The sequence below is a fragment of the Oceanobacillus sp. B139/18 genome, from assembly GCF_055524595.1.
Genome location: NZ_JBVFXI010000002.1, coordinates 485,628 through 501,783, shown reverse-complemented (window position 1 = coordinate 501,783; position 16,156 = coordinate 485,628). Strand labels below are relative to the sequence as shown.

16 protein-coding genes are annotated in these 16,156 nt (G+C 30.7%); 2 read left to right on the top strand and 14 right to left on the bottom strand.

Going from position 1 to position 16,156, the window contains the following annotated elements; all coding sequences use genetic code 11:
- Positions 1–5 precede the first annotated feature (5 nt).
- The 5 genes from ACZSMY_RS09860 to ACZSMY_RS09840 form a co-directional block, all read right to left on the bottom strand.
- Positions 6–320 carry a YdcP family protein gene (locus ACZSMY_RS09860; RefSeq protein WP_465147708.1) on the bottom strand — a complete coding sequence of 105 codons (315 nt, stop codon included), beginning with the start codon at positions 318–320 and terminating at the stop codon, positions 6–8.
- Between the two features lie 107 nt (positions 321–427).
- Positions 428–631: a hypothetical protein gene (locus tag ACZSMY_RS09855; RefSeq protein ID WP_207452103.1), complete on the bottom strand. Its 204-nt coding sequence runs from the start codon at positions 629–631 to the stop codon at positions 428–430.
- A 398-nt stretch (positions 632–1,029) separates the two neighbouring features.
- The gene (locus ACZSMY_RS09850; RefSeq protein ID WP_207452102.1) at positions 1,030–1,404 is read right to left on the bottom strand and encodes a VOC family protein; all 375 of its coding nucleotides are present in this window, start codon (positions 1,402–1,404) and stop codon (positions 1,030–1,032) included.
- Between the two features lie 29 nt (positions 1,405–1,433).
- Entirely contained in the window at positions 1,434–2,099 is a 666-nt protein-coding gene (locus ACZSMY_RS09845; RefSeq protein ID WP_465147707.1) for a PadR family transcriptional regulator, read from the bottom strand.
- A 407-nt stretch (positions 2,100–2,506) separates the two neighbouring features.
- Positions 2,507–3,085 (bottom strand): TetR/AcrR family transcriptional regulator, encoded by a 579-nt coding sequence (locus ACZSMY_RS09840; RefSeq protein ID WP_207452101.1) that lies wholly within the window; start codon positions 3,083–3,085, stop codon positions 2,507–2,509.
- Between the two features lie 153 nt (positions 3,086–3,238).
- Here ACZSMY_RS09840 and ACZSMY_RS09835 point away from each other — a divergent pair, with 153 nt between their 5' ends.
- Entirely contained in the window at positions 3,239–3,925 is a 687-nt protein-coding gene (locus ACZSMY_RS09835; RefSeq protein WP_215123783.1) for an SDR family NAD(P)-dependent oxidoreductase, read from the top strand.
- Between the two features lie 554 nt (positions 3,926–4,479).
- On the opposite strand, the gene ACZSMY_RS09830 is transcribed toward ACZSMY_RS09835, so the two are convergent.
- The 9 genes from ACZSMY_RS09830 to ACZSMY_RS09790 form a co-directional block, all read right to left on the bottom strand.
- Positions 4,480–4,788 (bottom strand): hypothetical protein, encoded by a 309-nt coding sequence (locus tag ACZSMY_RS09830; protein WP_207452099.1) that lies wholly within the window; start codon positions 4,786–4,788, stop codon positions 4,480–4,482.
- A gap of 65 nt (positions 4,789–4,853) precedes the next feature.
- Positions 4,854–5,939, bottom strand: a complete 1,086-nt coding sequence (locus tag ACZSMY_RS09825) for a UvrD-helicase domain-containing protein (RefSeq protein ID WP_207452098.1) — start codon at positions 5,937–5,939, stop codon at positions 4,854–4,856.
- On the bottom strand, positions 5,924–6,973 hold the full coding sequence (locus ACZSMY_RS09820) for an ATP-dependent nuclease (RefSeq protein WP_465147706.1): 1,050 nt from the start codon (positions 6,971–6,973) through the stop codon (positions 5,924–5,926). Before ACZSMY_RS09820 ends, ACZSMY_RS09825 begins: the two co-directional genes overlap by 16 nt.
- Positions 6,974–7,131: 158 nt before the next feature.
- Positions 7,132–7,764 carry an AbiV family abortive infection protein gene (locus ACZSMY_RS09815; RefSeq protein ID WP_465147705.1) on the bottom strand — a complete coding sequence of 211 codons (633 nt, stop codon included), beginning with the start codon at positions 7,762–7,764 and terminating at the stop codon, positions 7,132–7,134.
- Between the two features lie 49 nt (positions 7,765–7,813).
- Positions 7,814–8,401 carry an AbiV family abortive infection protein gene (locus ACZSMY_RS09810; protein ID WP_455725563.1) on the bottom strand — a complete coding sequence of 196 codons (588 nt, stop codon included), beginning with the start codon at positions 8,399–8,401 and terminating at the stop codon, positions 7,814–7,816.
- A 132-nt stretch (positions 8,402–8,533) separates the two neighbouring features.
- Positions 8,534–9,538, bottom strand: coding sequence for a hypothetical protein (locus ACZSMY_RS09805; RefSeq protein WP_455725564.1), 1,005 nt, complete (start codon positions 9,536–9,538; stop codon positions 8,534–8,536).
- A gap of 379 nt (positions 9,539–9,917) precedes the next feature.
- Entirely contained in the window at positions 9,918–10,430 is a 513-nt protein-coding gene (locus tag ACZSMY_RS09800) for a hypothetical protein (RefSeq protein WP_455725565.1), read from the bottom strand.
- A gap of 149 nt (positions 10,431–10,579) precedes the next feature.
- A complete protein-coding gene (locus ACZSMY_RS09795; RefSeq protein WP_465147704.1) occupies positions 10,580–12,355 on the bottom strand; it encodes a UvrD-helicase domain-containing protein in 1,776 nt (591 codons plus the stop codon).
- A gap of 1 nt (position 12,356) precedes the next feature.
- A complete protein-coding gene (locus ACZSMY_RS09790; protein ID WP_465147703.1) occupies positions 12,357–14,420 on the bottom strand; it encodes an ATP-dependent nuclease in 2,064 nt (687 codons plus the stop codon).
- Positions 14,421–14,620: 200 nt separating this feature from the next.
- On the opposite strand from ACZSMY_RS09790, the gene ACZSMY_RS09785 reads away from it, so the two are divergent.
- On the top strand, positions 14,621–15,967 hold the full coding sequence (locus ACZSMY_RS09785) for a hypothetical protein (protein WP_455725568.1): 1,347 nt from the start codon (positions 14,621–14,623) through the stop codon (positions 15,965–15,967).
- The last annotated feature ends 189 nt before the right edge of the window (positions 15,968–16,156 follow it).

Here is a 16,156-nt window from a genome sequence, read left to right as displayed (position 1 = left end):
CCTCCTTATGCTTTGACGATATCGTCAGCATGTAATTTATAGTTTGTAAAACCTCGATCACCAATTTTATAGCCCTCTGCGGTGATTCTTGCATTGACTAATTTTACACTGTCTTCCTGTTCAAAGAATTTTTCGCCAGCTTCATTAGGGAGTATGACTTCAATATCATCTGCTCTTTGAACATCTGAATAAAGATTATAACTGCGAGATAGGGTTGTCATCCGTCCGTTAATCCGTTGCTGTTCGACTTTGCCTTCTCCTGCATATTCTAGGTTTCCAAAGGTTTTTTCCATGTTTGGGATTACATATTTTAATTCCACGATACAGACCTCTTTTCTTATTTTAGTTTTTAATTCATGGTTTATAATTAGACGTAAAGGGAGTAGGGGGGGAACGAGAGTTAAACGTCTGCATGATTCATCACTCCTTATGCGTCTTGAAAATGATAATCTACTCGTCCATAAATCACATACCAAAACACAACCATTGTTTCACCTTGTTTATCACGCACCAATTTTCCATGAAGAAAAAATGGATAATCTTCAATTTCAACCTCATTCATAATGGAATGAGCTTCAATCCATTCCAAGACATTATCTTCGTATATTTCCTGTTCATTCATAGACATCATGCGGCGTTCTCCTTTTCATTTAATTTTGGTTACAACAACTGTCTGTTTCTAAATAATTACATAAAAAATAGACACCTCGATTTGAAGTGTCTATCTATTTCATATTTAATGTTCATAAAGGAAGTATCTTTTATTGTTCTTCACTTTCCTAAGTGATTATGGCCACGGAATTGTACCACTTGTGTCATCTTTTTTACCAGTGATTGCCACAGAACTTACCACCTGTTGCCACCATATTTACCAAGGAGATTTTAAATAACGTAGGATAAAAAAGCCTAATTCCAGCCTGTTTTTGGCGAGGAATTAGGCTTTTGATGTTCAAAAATCGCGCCCGATTGAGGCAGAACCAAAGAGTCCATATTTGCAATATCCAACGTTTTTATCAACATTGATTATGGCTAATCAGTCATAACTTCAAATAGGCAACCATCTAAATTGGTCCAAAACAACCCACGGGAAGCAAATGGGTGATCTGTGCGTCGATTTTCTGTTTTAAACGGGCTGTTCCCAAAAGCTACATTCCTTTTACGAAGTTGTTCATGAATCTGGTCAAAAGTATGTCCATCAACACTGAAAGCCAAATGCTGTTGTGGAGTATCATCCTCGATTGTCATAAAGAAAACAGAAAGATCGTCATTAACTTGCACTTCTGCAAACTTATTGTCTATCCCTTCATAACCATTAAGTTTTAGGCCCATATTCTCTGCAAATTCGTGTGCAGCTTTATCATTATTTTTAGCGAATACCACTGTGTGGTTAAGTGTAATTGTCAATTTAAAGTCTCCTTATATATTTTTATAAATTATTGTCCATCTGAGTTTTTCTCTTCGTCATCAACTATTTTCAAAAGCTCTGCCCGTGTTTTTTCGAGCAGGTTTTGTAGTTGTTCCTTCTTTTCGGGCTTTTCTATAGCTTGACGGCCCACCTTGAAAAATTCATGGAATAAACCCTGAATGTCAGATCTTAAAGTCTGAATTTCGTCCAAGTCCACATTTTCAAGCAAATTCATTCTTGAGTTAACAGGATCTTCATCTTGTTTTTTTTTCAAAAAGGCTTGCCCCTCATCTGTAAGATGATAAACTTTTTTCCGACCTTCTTTGATTACATTAACTAAATCTTGATCCTCAAGCATCTGTAGAATAGGATAAACAGAACCGGGACTAGGCGAATAAAGCCCCTTAAACTTTTCCTCAAGCTCTTTGATTAATCCATATCCATGTCTTGATTGTTCTTGTAACAATTTTAATAAGACAATCTTGAGATCACCACGCCCGAAGAAACGTTCACCACTAGTATCCTCACCGGATTCTTTGCCTGCGAAGATATGAGGTCTGCCTTGCCCGTCAAAGTTACCGTTTCCCATCCCAACTTCCGCGTCGAATCTGTTGCCTCTAAAGACACCATGATGATAAAAATGACTCTGTCCTTTTAAAAAAGGATATTGGGCCATATCAGGTCTTTTGTACACATTCAAAACCTCCTGTTAATTTTATTTTAATTTAACGATATATCGTTACGTTAATAATAAACGATATATCGTTAAATGTCAAGTTGGTGAATATACTTTCTCCAGTTCATTTTACCTATAACACGCTTTACTTAGAATAATGCCCTCTCTTATTCAGTTATTCAGGTCCTACAATGAAAAATAAGCGCTTATCCTTATTTAAGGATAGCGCCTGTTTGTTGGAAAACTGAACCGCCAATATTTTAACGAATGTATACTCTACGCCCCGGCCATGTTCGACTTGGCGTTTCTCTATGCTCTAACGACATTCTCGTCCGAGCAAAAAAACTTAAATGGACTCGAAAAAAAGCAGTCATTGACTAGACACACTAACCTAGAAAGTCATGGTATTGAACTAACGTTACCTGTTAGCGTAACACTCCTTTAAAAGACTGAGATCCACCAACTACAAATGATGCAATCTTTTTGGCTACTTCTTCCTTTTTTAAGGTATGTTTACCAAGATACAATTGCAATCCACCTTCATGAATGATTTGTGCTAAGATTGGCACGAACATATCCTTTTCAATATCTGAATACTTATGATCCAAACTTTTTGATAAAAAACACTTTAATTCATTTAGTATTTTTTCCTTCATTTGAGGTAAAGCCCATTTACCATAGCTGCTGCGACATTCAATATTCGGTTGTTGGTAAAAATCGTATACTGCAAAAATGAGTTGATGTATGGTCTCCTCACCGAATTTCATATCATCTAAAGTATGACTTTCGATAGATGCAGAGGCAAAATCCCTCATAATATAGTCAATTAAATCGTATTTATCATTAAAATGTGCATAAAATGTAGCCCGGTTAACCTGCGCTTCCTTTGTTATATTAGCTATTGTAATTTTTTCAAAATCCTTTTGAGAAGCTAGATTGTAAAAAGCATTAATTAAGAACTGTTTTGTTTGTGTAATACGTAGGTTCCTTACTTTCGATGCCATTGTCTCACCTCCCACCCGACAATTTCGTAATGTTGTTGCTATAGCAACATTCGGCAGTAGATTGTTGGTTGTTGTAAAAATGTATTGGCTGTATAGTTTTCATTAAAGCAACACATGTTGTTTTAATATATCACAGATTGGAGTTTATAATAAATGAAAACTATTGCTATCGTTGGTGCAGGCCCTGGATTAGGATTGTCTATAGCAAAAAAATTCGGAGAGAAGGGTTTTAGGGTAGCGACCATTGCAAGGAATCCTGAGAAATTAGCAATTATCGAACGTGAACTCAAGGAACTAAATATTGAAACACAATCTTTTGTAGCCGATGTTACGAACTTAGCTGCCTTAAAACAAGCTATTCAATCAGCTAAAAAAGCATTCGGTTCGATTGATGTACTAGAATTTAGCCCCTATGCTAAGGAGGATATATTCACTTCTGTGCTTGAAACGAAGCCGCAAAGTGTAGTAGATATTATGAACAGCTATTTGTTGGCTGGCATTCTTTCCGTGAATGAGGTGCTACCAGATATGATAAGTAACGGTTCTGGTGCCATATTATTTACAACAGGTGTATCTACTATTTTCCCTTTACCATATGCGGGAAATGCCGGAATCGTTGGGGCTGGTATGCGTAATTATGCCTTAAACCTGCACAATGAGTTGAAAGAAAAAGGGGTGTTTATCGGACATCTTTCAATCGGAGCCATGATACAACCTGGAACAGAAGGAGACCCAGATCTTATTGCTGAAGCTTGGTATAACTTATATGAGAATAATGACCATTTTGAAGAAGTATTCCCTCCAGGACTCGATCCAACTATACTTCTTGGCGGAAATTAATATAAAGGAGATAAGACAACTATTGAAATGATAGTTGTCTTATCTCTTTTGCCCGTACTTAGTGCAACATTTAGCTATTTACCTCTCTGTCAAAATTAACATGAGTATCCTGTTTTATTAGGAAGTATTATTCAACTAAATGGCCCGATTGTTGAATACGGTTCTTATTAAAACCAATCAAAATAGTACAACAAGTATAACATAACTGAATATGCGTATGGCATTTTTACTTTTAATCATTTAGAAAATATGAGGTGGTAATCACCTGTCATTTACCGGTGCATTTCATGTCATTCAGTGGTAAAAACTATGTCAGAGGTGGTACATTTCAGTGGCTGTAATCATCCTAAGATATTTCGTCGTATCAAGACTCATCCAAAAGTAGTAATTTAATGGTAAAAAGGATTGTTTTATCCTTGAAAAGTATTTGTAAATCTAGTGTTTATACGGATAATCTGATTTTTACACTTTCTTTATAATAAAAAAAGACACTTCAAAATGAAGTGTCTAGTGTCTTTGGATTTTGCTTTGTATAGATATTAAGAATATTAATTTTAATCAACAATATTTATATCATCATAACCAGAAACATTTCCTATCGAGCCTCGGTTTCCTGGATTACCGTAATTCCCAACATTTCCATAGTTACCGTAAATCCCGTAATTTATATTTTTATATGGAGAATTACGTTGATACATCAATCTATCGTTATAAACAATTTCACCTAAATACTTTCCACTCATATCAATAAAGATTTTATCTTCTTGGATATAGTGGCCAATATTCTTTCCTCTTGGTGAATGCAACTGTCCATTTACATAATTAGCAATATGCTTTCCCTTACTGTTAAAAAGAAATTCCATAAGTAATAATCCTCCTTGATTTTTCATTTGTATTATTTCTATAATTATATTTAACAGGAATAAAACTAGGTTTTGTCAACATATTTACGCCATTTGTTATAGTCCTTGCTTGTAATTAAATAAATATCCCCCTTTGAACGTGTTAAAGCAACATATAAACTATTTTTAGTCTTTGGTGCAGAAATATTTATCCAATTGTCAGGATTATTCGTTGGACCAGTTAAGATAATACAAGATTGAGAGTATGTGTCTCCTTTAGAATATGACCAGTTTACATAGTTTTTCCCTTTAGGATGATTACTGCGCTTATCCCATACTAGTTTTGGGATATTAGGATCTAAAATTATTTTATGAATGTCTTCAACGCTAGTTAAATATATTATAGATGCTTTTTCTTTGGACTGTGATTGTATACTTATTGCTAATTTATCTTGAATCATATCACATACTGGTTTAGGTACTCGTCTGCTTTTTTTTAGGGTTATTTCATCAAAAATCACTTTTTTAGGTACTTTCTTTTTAAGATCGTCCACACCATTTAATTTATAAAAAGGTAACTTAGCTACTGGGTTTCCTGAACTTCTTAAAGGTGTCAAACAACTTTGATGAATATCTCCTACAGCTATTACTCTTAACTTTGATTTTTCTAAAAGATATTTTAAGACTTTAAAGTCAAATCCATTATAATCTTGAAATTCATCAAAATAGATTGCATCACAATATTTTTCTAATCTGTCGATTACTAACCTTTGAATGTCTGTATTACACCTCAAAAATAGCTTTCCGACTCTATTTACGTAATATTCATTACGAGCATTCATGAAATGTGTAATATCATCTACCTTTACGTAATGAGGATTTCGTGTATCTTCTACAGGGTTAGTATTCACATCAATCCCTGTACTTCTTTTGCAAGAAATTAAAGGTTCTATTGGCTTTACCAGATTATTGTAGGCGAAAGAATCAAAAGTCATAATCTGAACATTGTTAGGAACTCTATCATTGAATCGTTTTTGGACTTCTTGACGAATGTTATCGACATTAGAATTAGTAAAGGAAATCAAAATAACTCTTTCGTCTTTTTCAAAATTATTCGCTATAAAATACGTTTTCCCAGCACCGGCAGCAGCAATAACTATTCGCTTATCCATCTTATAGCCTTACTTAGATAGTTAGGGATGTTAAGATCAGTTAGGGCATTTTCAATTTCCAGTGCATTTTCTGTCTTATTTTTTAGCATGTGAGCTTGTGCTTTTGGCATTGGTACTTTGTTATAGCTAGCTTCCGTTTTTCTATTAGAATAAAGATTATCAAAAAAGTCCTTATTACTATTGTAAAATGATACTTCTAATGTCCAATTTTCGGTCGAGTCATCAACGTATATATTAAATTTATCATCTGATTCATACTTAATATCTTTTTTGTCATTGTCTGTAATGACTGCGACTTTTTTATCAAGTATTTTAGATAGTTCACGATATTTCTCAAATGAAATACTGCCCATAGAAATAATATCTACACCATTGTTATCCATTTCAGATTCTTGAATAATATTGAAGAGTTTTGGCAAGATAATATATTCTGCGGCACCTTCAACCAAAATAACTTTCTCAGCTAAGACAAAACGTAGAATATCTAAATTATCAACTTTCTCAAAATATCTGGCTGTCTCTGGTTGAAGACGGGTTAAAGAACGAGAATTTTCATTTGATAAGATAATTGTGTTTTTTAAATTAAGTCTATTTACAATTAAAGAACTATGAGATGCAATCACTACCTGTCCTTGACTAATGTTTTTAATTGCATCAATTAAGCGGCGAGTTCTAGTGTAGCTCAAATGACTTTCTGGTTCATCTATTAGCACTAGGTCAAAAACATCTTTGTTCAGCGCCATTTCAGTTCGAACAACGTTTTCTTTTCCTTTACCCATATCCTGAATAGATATATCCGATTCATAAATATCTAGTAATTTCAAAATGTCAGTCTTAGAGGAATCTAATCCAAATTTTTGATTTTCTTGAAGTGTTAATAAATGATCAAATTCTTCACGAAACTTAGACAAGATTTGCTTAAAATTAGATGATATACTTCTATGATCTTTCTCTTCAATGTTAGCATTGTAGATCTGTCTAGCGTAATTACCGAAAATATCATGTTTTATTGTAGAGTTATCTAAATATATCATTTTAATAGGAGATAGTTCTATACCAAAGTCCCTACCAATTTATTTTTGGTAGGGACTACTTTTTTTAACTGCATCTGATTATTGAAAAGTATCATTGATTAATTAAGTATATTAAGGCTTTAAAATAACCTGTTCATTTAATTTATTCGTAAATATAATTATATCTTTTCCTTGTCCCCGTATAAACCACTAAAAAAGCTTTTTATAAATAACAAGTTTTCATTATCTAACCCTTTTATTAATGCAATTAAATTTTCTTCTTCATGCCACTTACTGTATTCAAAAAACTCTTTCAATAGCAATGCAGAACTTAGAAGGTCACTGGCAGCTTTGTCGGAAATAACCTCTTTCGGTGTTTTAGTTACATTTTGATATTGGTCGACATAAAAGGAAGCATTCTTTAGATTATCTAACTTTTGAATTGTTTCATCAAAAATAATATTGGTAGAATTGACAGAGAAAAAACTAGTTATTATTTCGATTCGGTCTAATTTACTTAAGGGCCTGGTATAGCCTTTTAATTTCTCTATAAATGAGTATGCAAGCTGTATTTTTTGTTTTGGCCTTCTGTTTAGTTTTTTAGCGTCTAAGGCTTTGATTCTGAACTTCGTAACTGCAGATGCAAGCATTATACAGCGTGCTAGTTCTTCTATACCAATATGAGAAAGCAGATATGCTTTTGCATATCTATCCTGCTTTAATAAAATGCTAGACTCCTCTAGCAAATCACTAGCATTATTGAACGTCTTAGTGTATGCAATCTGTAGTTCACTAAAATTATTTATGCTCATTATTCTTCCTCCATTATTAACACCTAATGATTTTTATACTTATTGAATATTATTTGATTAACCCAACTTGTCTTAAAAGTTCCCTGTTTTTCTGAGCACCTTCATTATCTAGAGACTTTTTAATCCCGCCTTTAATATGAAACTTGGCAAGAGAGCAAGTTTTGAACATTTCTTCCACTAATTCCAAGTGAACTAAAGCCAATCTTTCATTGATCTCTTTTGATGGTTTAGTAAATCTGTTGTTTTTTAAATCTGCATATAGACTCACATTTTTCAAATGGTTAACAAATGCAAGGTTGTCTTTTATTTTGTTATAATCAAGATTCATGCTATTATTTCCCAAAGCATTGAGCATGGTCTGATAGAAAACATAATTTTGCTTGTTTTTAGAAGTGTGGTCTTTTAAACGCTTATAAAAATTCTTCCAATCGTGGGTTTCCTTATAAAATGATCTAGTCGTTTCTTGATAAATAATTGGTAATTTTGCTAGTTCCTCATGTGCTATTTGTGCCAAAGTGTATGACCTAGCATATCTTTTATTTTCAAACAATAGCCGAGAATCTTCCAATAATTCCTTGGAATTCTCGTAAACCATAGTATATGCTTCTTCAAGTTTTTGAAAAGACAATGTCGTCATAATATCCCACTTATATTTTTATTGAACCTATCTAACATAAATCGAATGGTTAAACTCTGTAGGGTAGTCATAACAATTTTTTTGTAAATCAGTTACTAAATATCTACAGTCAGTATACTTTAATATCTTGTTTTACTTTTCTTTCATATCTATTTCCTGTAATAGCTCATTATTTTCTTCTGCTTTTTCATTTTTCTCTGTTTGTTCCTGCTGAAAGAATGATGAAAAGTAAGAAACAAAAATACCAATAATAACTACGTTTATTATAAAACCTAAAGAACTTTCAACTAAAAGTATAAATGTTTCAGGATGTTCCAATGTTACTTGTCCGTTTTCAAGAGGTAAGTAAAAAGGGAGCAATCCCTTATATACAAGAAATAGAAGAGCAATATACATATTTCCGTTTGAAATAAAATCAACCTCATTAGAATTAAAAAAACCAAAAATTTCATTGTGTGAAAAATAGTAGGCGCCAAAAGCCATACCTAGCGTACTAATAATAATTATGATACTGCCAATCATATTAAATAATTGGAACCATTTTCTTTTCTTAAAATCTTTCAACACACTGATTACCAATACAAGAGAATAAATAACTGTAAAAGTAACAGTGAATAATAAAACTTTATAATTTTCAGGATTAGAATACAACGCACTCAAAAATAGTAACAGGAATTGAAATAAAATCATTAATTTAATAAAATATAAACTCAACTTATCCAATTGGTCTAGTTTAGAGAATTTACCAGAATTTAAAAAAAAGGAAAATAAGCCGATTAAAAATACTATTAGAATAAAGTAGTTTATCAAATATGGCATATAAACATCTAATTTGAATTGAACCAAAAAAATTATTGAACAAGGGGGGCCAACCAGAATAATTATATGAAATTTTTCTTTGTTATAGCTTCTCATAAATTTAAAGAACATATTTTTTAGTTTAATAAGATCCGTTTTAAAATCCTTTTTAAGATCTCGATTTCTTTTCGTAACTCCCTTATTTAAATTGTCTTTTAATTTCTTAATGTGGAATTTCCTTAATCTTTTTCTGAAGTTACGTAAATAAATACCGATTGGCCATAGAAGAGAAATAGCTATAATAACAATTATAATACCAGCAATTATCCCTGCAAACATAAACAACACCCTTCTAACTTAGTAATTAAATGTACTACGGTCTTAATTTTTGAAAAGTTTCAAAAATTACAGTATAAAAATTATTATCTTTCTTCAATAACTTCTGTCTATATAATTAATTTGTGCCTTTATGGTAGTTAAAACTTTGGAAAATTACGAAGAAAATCGAATATATACAAGAGTCAAATGTTTCATGGTTCAAATCCACTAAACATTTGAAATAAAATTAACTCAATTTTTTACCGTGAAAAAAGACGCTTCATCAGAAACGTCTTTGATAGAGGAGCAATATTTTATAGTGATAACGTGAAATAGTGATCTGGATTTATTGAATTAAAATTGCATTTTAAATTTTTTTATTTTAAATAAAATGTGGATGTTAGTTAGGGAAATCTAGCAAATCAATAATGCTTATTTTATCGATATTGTTAATTGAGATATTCTTTTTATATTTACCCCGGCTAGTATAAATTTCTAAAAAGGAAGTTTCATTTATAAAAGCTTCTACGTTATAATCAATTAAATCAATAGTAATTAAACCATATACAGCACCATAAGATTCAATGCTAATAGGAATAGTATCATTAATGATTTCTTGGGTGATTTCTTTCCTGGTTGTGGTATGAGCTACTCTATGCCTTAAGAATCGTGCAAATCTAGTTTTATCTTCACCATTCACTATACTGTGTATTGATATACTGGAAATAGAAATAGGGTTTTTAGATTTATTAGTAAAAAACATATTCAAATGTACTCTTTTTATATGAGGTAAAGATGCTTGATTGAGGACTTCCACATTCAAGTTCATTCTTTCCATATATAGAGTTCTAACTGCCATAAATATAGTAATACTTATTGATATTATAGAAATTACTAATGCTGTTATAGCCATATTTAAAATGCTCTCTTTCTTGAATTTATTGGTTACATCTTTATTTAATTAGAGGATTCTCAATCTATAACAATAAATTGATTACAAGTGTTTATTATGTCAAATAAGTTTTATATAACTTGTAATGTTAATCAAGCCTCTTTAATGTATTAATTTTGAACAACAATTTCCTTATCCAGTCTAATAACATTTACATCGTGAAGCTTTTTAATAGATTTTTCATCTTTAGGACTTAAGTTATCGAACTGTATAAATAATCTTTTTTCTGCTCTACTCATGGCTACATAAAAGATTCTTTGTTCTTCATTGTTTTCTAAATTCGGTTGTTTAAGTAGATTTATAGTATCTTTGTTTCCTATTACAAAGACATTTTCAAATTCATCCCCTTTAGCTTTATGAACTGTAATATGATTACTTATATCGTCAATAATATTCACACATATAGCCAAATCATAATACATGGTATTTTCATAAAAATCTTTAATTTTCCCTTTTCTGAATCCAGGAATTTTTACATCTAAAAAGTCACTTAAAGCATTATAGAAATCCATTAATGTCCCTTGCTTAAATTGACTATAATTATTTATTATATTTGACAGAGTATAGAGTGCATTTTTTTTAGGATTTTCATTCTCTCTATAAAGCCATTCTATTTTCTTTAGTGCTTCTTTATATTTAGTGTTTACAGCTAACTCAACAGCTTGAATTAATGAGAATATAAAATTCTTTCTTTGCCTGCTACTGTCGGTTTCCCTAAATTTTTCTAGCAATTTTTTATCAAAATTATTTCCCTCTATATTATTTTTCATTGCATTGGAAATTATATTATCCCTGGAAAGAGAGGTTATTAGTTCATTATTGCAAATACTAGTTGCTTTCAGAAAAACTTTATTCCGCTCTCCAACCAAAATTGTAACAGGAATATTTTCTTCTTCATTACAGTGTTTTTGATTGATGTCCTTCCTTATATTATTTAAAAAAGTAACTATTTGGTACGTACTTCTATGGTTTTCAAGGATAGTATGGGAATTGAGTTGATCAACCTTAAAATTTTCAAATAGGGACACCTGTGCTCCTTGAAATCCATAGATTGATTGAGCTTTATCACCAATTACACCAACTATACATTTTTCCTTTTTAATTTCATCTATAATAAAAGCCTGTACTTGACTGGTGTCTTGAAACTCATCTATAAAAAAATAAGGATACTTAGCTCGCAAAATGGTAAGGATAAATGGATATTTCTTTATTAAAATATATGAAAAGAACAAAATATCTTCATGGTCAATATGTCCATTTTTCCAGTATATTTTTTTATAGCTTAATAATTCTTTTTGTAAAATATTTAGGTTTGAATTTCTAATTCTTGTTATATTTTCACTGTTAGTATCTTTTGTTTTAGCCTTATTATGATCACAGCGAAATTCAATATTATTATTTTCATAGAAGGTTTTCATGGATAATAGCCAATTTTGTAAAGCTTTACTTTGATCAGGCATTCCCAAAAGCTGTTTTTTAGTATTAGGGTTTTTAAGCCCGTTTAAATCAGTATTCTCTAACCATTCTCGCATATAAGCATTAATTACGATTGGATCATTATGTCCTTTGAATTTTTGAATATTAAATTCATATTCTTTTGGTAGAAAGTCACAATATGGTTTAACTACGTTCTTATATAAAAAACTGTGTATTGTAGATACATCTGCTCTATTTGACACACTCTTTCCAAGTCTTTTCAGAACCGTTTCAACAGCTGTATTAGTATAGGTGATGCAAGCAATTTTCCTCGTGCGATCCAGTTTTTCAGATAGCTGTATTACATTTTTTATATGATTTACTAAAAATTCGGTTTTTCCAGCACCAGGTCCGGCTTCTACTTTAAATCCTTGATTTATATCTAGTTTTGTTTGAGCATTGATAATCATATTATTCACACACCCATTGAATAGCTTTGGCTATATAATCTGGTACTACAAAATCTTTATATTCATCTTTTCCCTTTAGTTCTAAATTATCTTTTAATGTTGCAGCAAGCTCTAAAGCATTTTCCCCTTTACCAATAGAATTTAAATATCGAGAAGCAATCAATGCTTTCTTTTTATTATCTTCTGTCCATCTTTCGTTTGCATTTTGTAAAGAAGATTTTATTCGAATATTTTCTTTAGAATCAGATAAACGATTTAATAATTCAGTTAAAGGCTTATCATCTTTATATAATTCCATTAAATCACTTAATTCTTTTTTGTTGGAGATAGAGTCTGTAAGTAATATTTCTAATGATGGATTATCAAGCACAATTTGATACTCTAATGTTTTTCCATACTTTTCAGGTTGAATAAAGGTCTTTATATTACTGTGTTTATCATCTAAATATTGATCCATTGTAGTATTCCTCGAATAGTAAAATTCTTGTAAGTTAGCTTCATATTCAAAGGGGTAACAAGCATTAAAGCTATTTTGTTTGCCTTCATCACTTTGTTTCACTTTTCTCATTGGATCTAAATCAGTAATACAAGCTATTCTACGATTAATGGTACCATCCTTATTACTATCAAATAGATGTAAGAAATGTTCAAAATATTTTCCGCCAACACTGATTACTGCGACATGATTTTTTTCTAAAGAAATTCCTAAGTATTCTGCGAATACACGTAATAATAACTGTTCGGCTATGCCTTCAACAAATATGATTTTTTCAGCAAATAACATATTTGATTTAGTAGCATCTAAGAAACGCTGCACATATTTTTTGCTTTTAGCTTCCGTAAACACTTGCCCAGGATAACTCACATTTCTTTTTCCATTATTTGTGAATAAACAAATAATATCGTCCAGTTCTGTAGCAGATGAGATATGAGTTGAATGGGATGTTATAAATATTTGTTTTACTTTTTTATTATCTATATTGTTTTTTAAGAATTTAATGAATTCGTTCTGCATAGTAGGATGTAAATGAGCTTCCGGCTCTTCAATAGCCAGTATAGGGAAGACCTTCGCATTATTACCCAAATATTTTCCGTCAGAATCCACTTGCATTTTTGCCAACAATAAAGACATAAAAATTAAATTATTATATCCAAGCCCATTATGAGTTATAGGTATTGTCATTCCAGTTTCTTGTTTAACTATTAATTGTAATACAGTATAAATTTCACTTTCAGTAATATTGCCTTCAAAATCTGGTTCTGATTTATCGTAAGATGCTCCAATTCCATCTGTATAAGATAAAATTTCTTTATTTCCACTTTCTAATCTTTGTTGAATATTTTTGATTAGTTTATGGGAATCAATAGAAAAATCATCCTTTCTTTCTCGAAGTTTCTGTTTTTGTTCTTCTTCCGTAATACTTTTGTCAGATTTTATATCATAGTCTATAAAAAAATCTATTACATTTTTTAGTAATGTATTTTTTCCACTAAACATATCTCGTTCTACATCCCGTATTGCATCTAAAAATTGAAAATCAAATTTATTTAAACTATCATTATCTACACTTATTTGATTTTCTGGGTTACCGACCCAAGTTTTATTAATATATAATCTAATAAATTTACTTTTAATTATATCCCAAATTTCATTTCTAGAACTTGCATTTTTTACAGCGGCAATATATCTGTTCTCTTCACCAATAGGAAGAAAGAATTCATATTGTATTTTGGCTTCGTATGGTTCTTGAAGTCTTGTCAACCAATTACTTACAGTTACTAATTCATCTCCCATTAAGTCTTCATCATCTGACTGTGTAAGGCAAACCGAAATTACTATTTTGGGAGAAGACGCTTTTAATTCTTCTATTGTTAATGAGTTGTTAAAGTCATCTACTGAAAGTCGCTTCCTGACTGAGTTATCAAATATTATAGATAAAGCACGTAATAGGTTAGACTTACCAGAGTTATTGTGACCAATTAGTACATTAATACCTTCATGAAAGTCAATACTATTATCATAGAAACTTCTAAAATTTTTTATTGTAACATTAGAAATATACATTTAATACCTCCATTTTCTAAAATCTAATTACTAATTACTTCCTTCTTTTGTCCTATTATCGTATAATAATAAGTAATATTCAATTAAATAAAATTATCGAATTATTTACTTCATATTTAGTGTTTATAAATGTATTTAAATCTTAGATATGGATATTATTTTTATTTGATAATTTAGATTTAATAAACCGAGGTGAAATAATGAAGAATGAAATTACAACTACAACTAAAATTAACATTAACCCTTCAGAGGTTATAACTCCCAGTGAAGATATTGTTTCTACTATCACAAACAGTTTATCAATTCCAAGGGATATACTTCCAGCTTCAGAAGATATAAACTTATCATTATCTCTTCTGCCGAGAGAATTAAATCTTATTTCTCCGAGATTAAGAGACAAATTTATTGCAAAGACTTGTGTAGCAATATCTGTAGGTCTGTTTGATGGAGCCATAGTATATATATGGAATAGTGTTATCAAAGAATTAAGATTTAGGGTACAATCATTTGGCATGGAGATGATTAAAAATGTTCTAGGTGATAAAAAAGATGATAATTTTCTTGATAAAATCACAGACGCTGAACTATTAGAGCTCTCCTATCAATTAAATATTATTTCTGAACAAGGTTTCTTTTATTTAAGCCAATGTAGAGAAATGAGAAATAATGCTTCAATTGCTCATCCCACTGAAGTTGAAATTGACGATAGGGAATTAATTACTTTTATAAGCAGATGTTGTAAATATGGTTTATCAAATGATGAAGTGATAAAAGGTATAGATATGAAGGTATTCATACATGTATTAGAAAATGAATTAACAACAATTGATAACTTATCGACTATGTCAGACTCGATAATGAATACTTTTGATTTACAACAAGAATTAATTATGAAAATTTTACATTCTAATTATGTGGATGGATCTTCATCAACTATTAAAAGAAAGAATTCACTAGAACTAGCAAAACTTCTTAGACCGATACTTACTAATAAGATTGTGACTACTTTTATTGAAAAACATAATCATTTGAGAGTAGTGGAAGATACTCCTGCGTCATCAGCTTCCAGAACATTTTTTGAAAGTATGGGATTATTAAGCAGGTTACATGATGCTGAGAAAGTTGCTATTTTTAAAAAGGCAATAACACAATTAGTTAATGCTCATTTAGGTATGAATAATTTCTATAATGAGCCAGTGTTTGCAGAAAGGTTATTTGAAATTTCAAAACAAATAACACCAATTCCTGAAATCATTATCCCAGAGTATGTTAATGTTATATTTAACTGCTATTTAGGAAATGATTATGGAGTATCTAACAACGCAATGAGTTACTATTTAGATATGCTAAAAAACTTAACTCCTAAAGGTATTGAATTTATTCTTGAATGGATTGAACAGGATGATCAATTAATTTCAAAAGCCCTAAGTGTACCTTGGAAAAGAACAAATTTATCCTCTTTAATTGAATATTATGCCGCACCATCATTATTAACCGGAAGTCAAGGGAATAAATTACAAAGTATCAGGCATAAATATTCAATATAATTCATGTTTATTTTTAAAAACACTTTGGTCAATTTAATAAAAGATATTAGGGGTTAGGCAATACTAGCATTTGGATTGATAGTATAACTAAAAAAATTATCCTTTTTTAAATCGCAAAGCTGAAATGATTTCTCATTCCAGCTTTGCGATTTATTAAAACCAGTGGCACAGTCGTGGCACACTTTATAT

Excerpts from the sequence above, each read along its gene's own strand:
- ACZSMY_RS09805 (WP_455725564.1), bottom strand. The coding sequence starts at position 9,538 with ATGTTTGCAGGGATAATTGCTGGTATTATAATTGTTATTATAGCTATT.
- ACZSMY_RS09815 (WP_465147705.1), bottom strand. The coding sequence starts at position 7,764 with ATGAGCATAAATAATTTTAGTGAACTACAGATTGCATACACTAAGACG.
- ACZSMY_RS09810 (WP_455725563.1), bottom strand. The coding sequence starts at position 8,401 with ATGACGACATTGTCTTTTCAAAAACTTGAAGAAGCATATACTATGGTT.
- ACZSMY_RS09830 (WP_207452099.1), bottom strand. The coding sequence starts at position 4,788 with ATGGAATTTCTTTTTAACAGTAAGGGAAAGCATATTGCTAATTATGTA.
- ACZSMY_RS09855 (WP_207452103.1), bottom strand. The coding sequence starts at position 631 with ATGATGTCTATGAATGAACAGGAAATATACGAAGATAATGTCTTGGAA.
- ACZSMY_RS09820 (WP_465147706.1), bottom strand. The coding sequence starts at position 6,973 with ATGATATATTTAGATAACTCTACAATAAAACATGATATTTTCGGTAAT.
- ACZSMY_RS09790 (WP_465147703.1), bottom strand. The coding sequence starts at position 14,420 with ATGTATATTTCTAATGTTACAATAAAAAATTTTAGAAGTTTCTATGAT.
- ACZSMY_RS09835 (WP_215123783.1), top strand. The coding sequence starts at position 3,239 with ATGAAAACTATTGCTATCGTTGGTGCAGGCCCTGGATTAGGATTGTCT.
- ACZSMY_RS09795 (WP_465147704.1), bottom strand. The coding sequence starts at position 12,355 with ATGATTATCAATGCTCAAACAAAACTAGATATAAATCAAGGATTTAAA.
- ACZSMY_RS09840 (WP_207452101.1), bottom strand. The coding sequence starts at position 3,085 with ATGGCATCGAAAGTAAGGAACCTACGTATTACACAAACAAAACAGTTC.
- ACZSMY_RS09825 (WP_207452098.1), bottom strand. The coding sequence starts at position 5,939 with ATGGATAAGCGAATAGTTATTGCTGCTGCCGGTGCTGGGAAAACGTAT.
- ACZSMY_RS09800 (WP_455725565.1), bottom strand. The coding sequence starts at position 10,430 with ATGGCTATAACAGCATTAGTAATTTCTATAATATCAATAAGTATTACT.
- ACZSMY_RS09785 (WP_455725568.1), top strand. The coding sequence starts at position 14,621 with ATGAAGAATGAAATTACAACTACAACTAAAATTAACATTAACCCTTCA.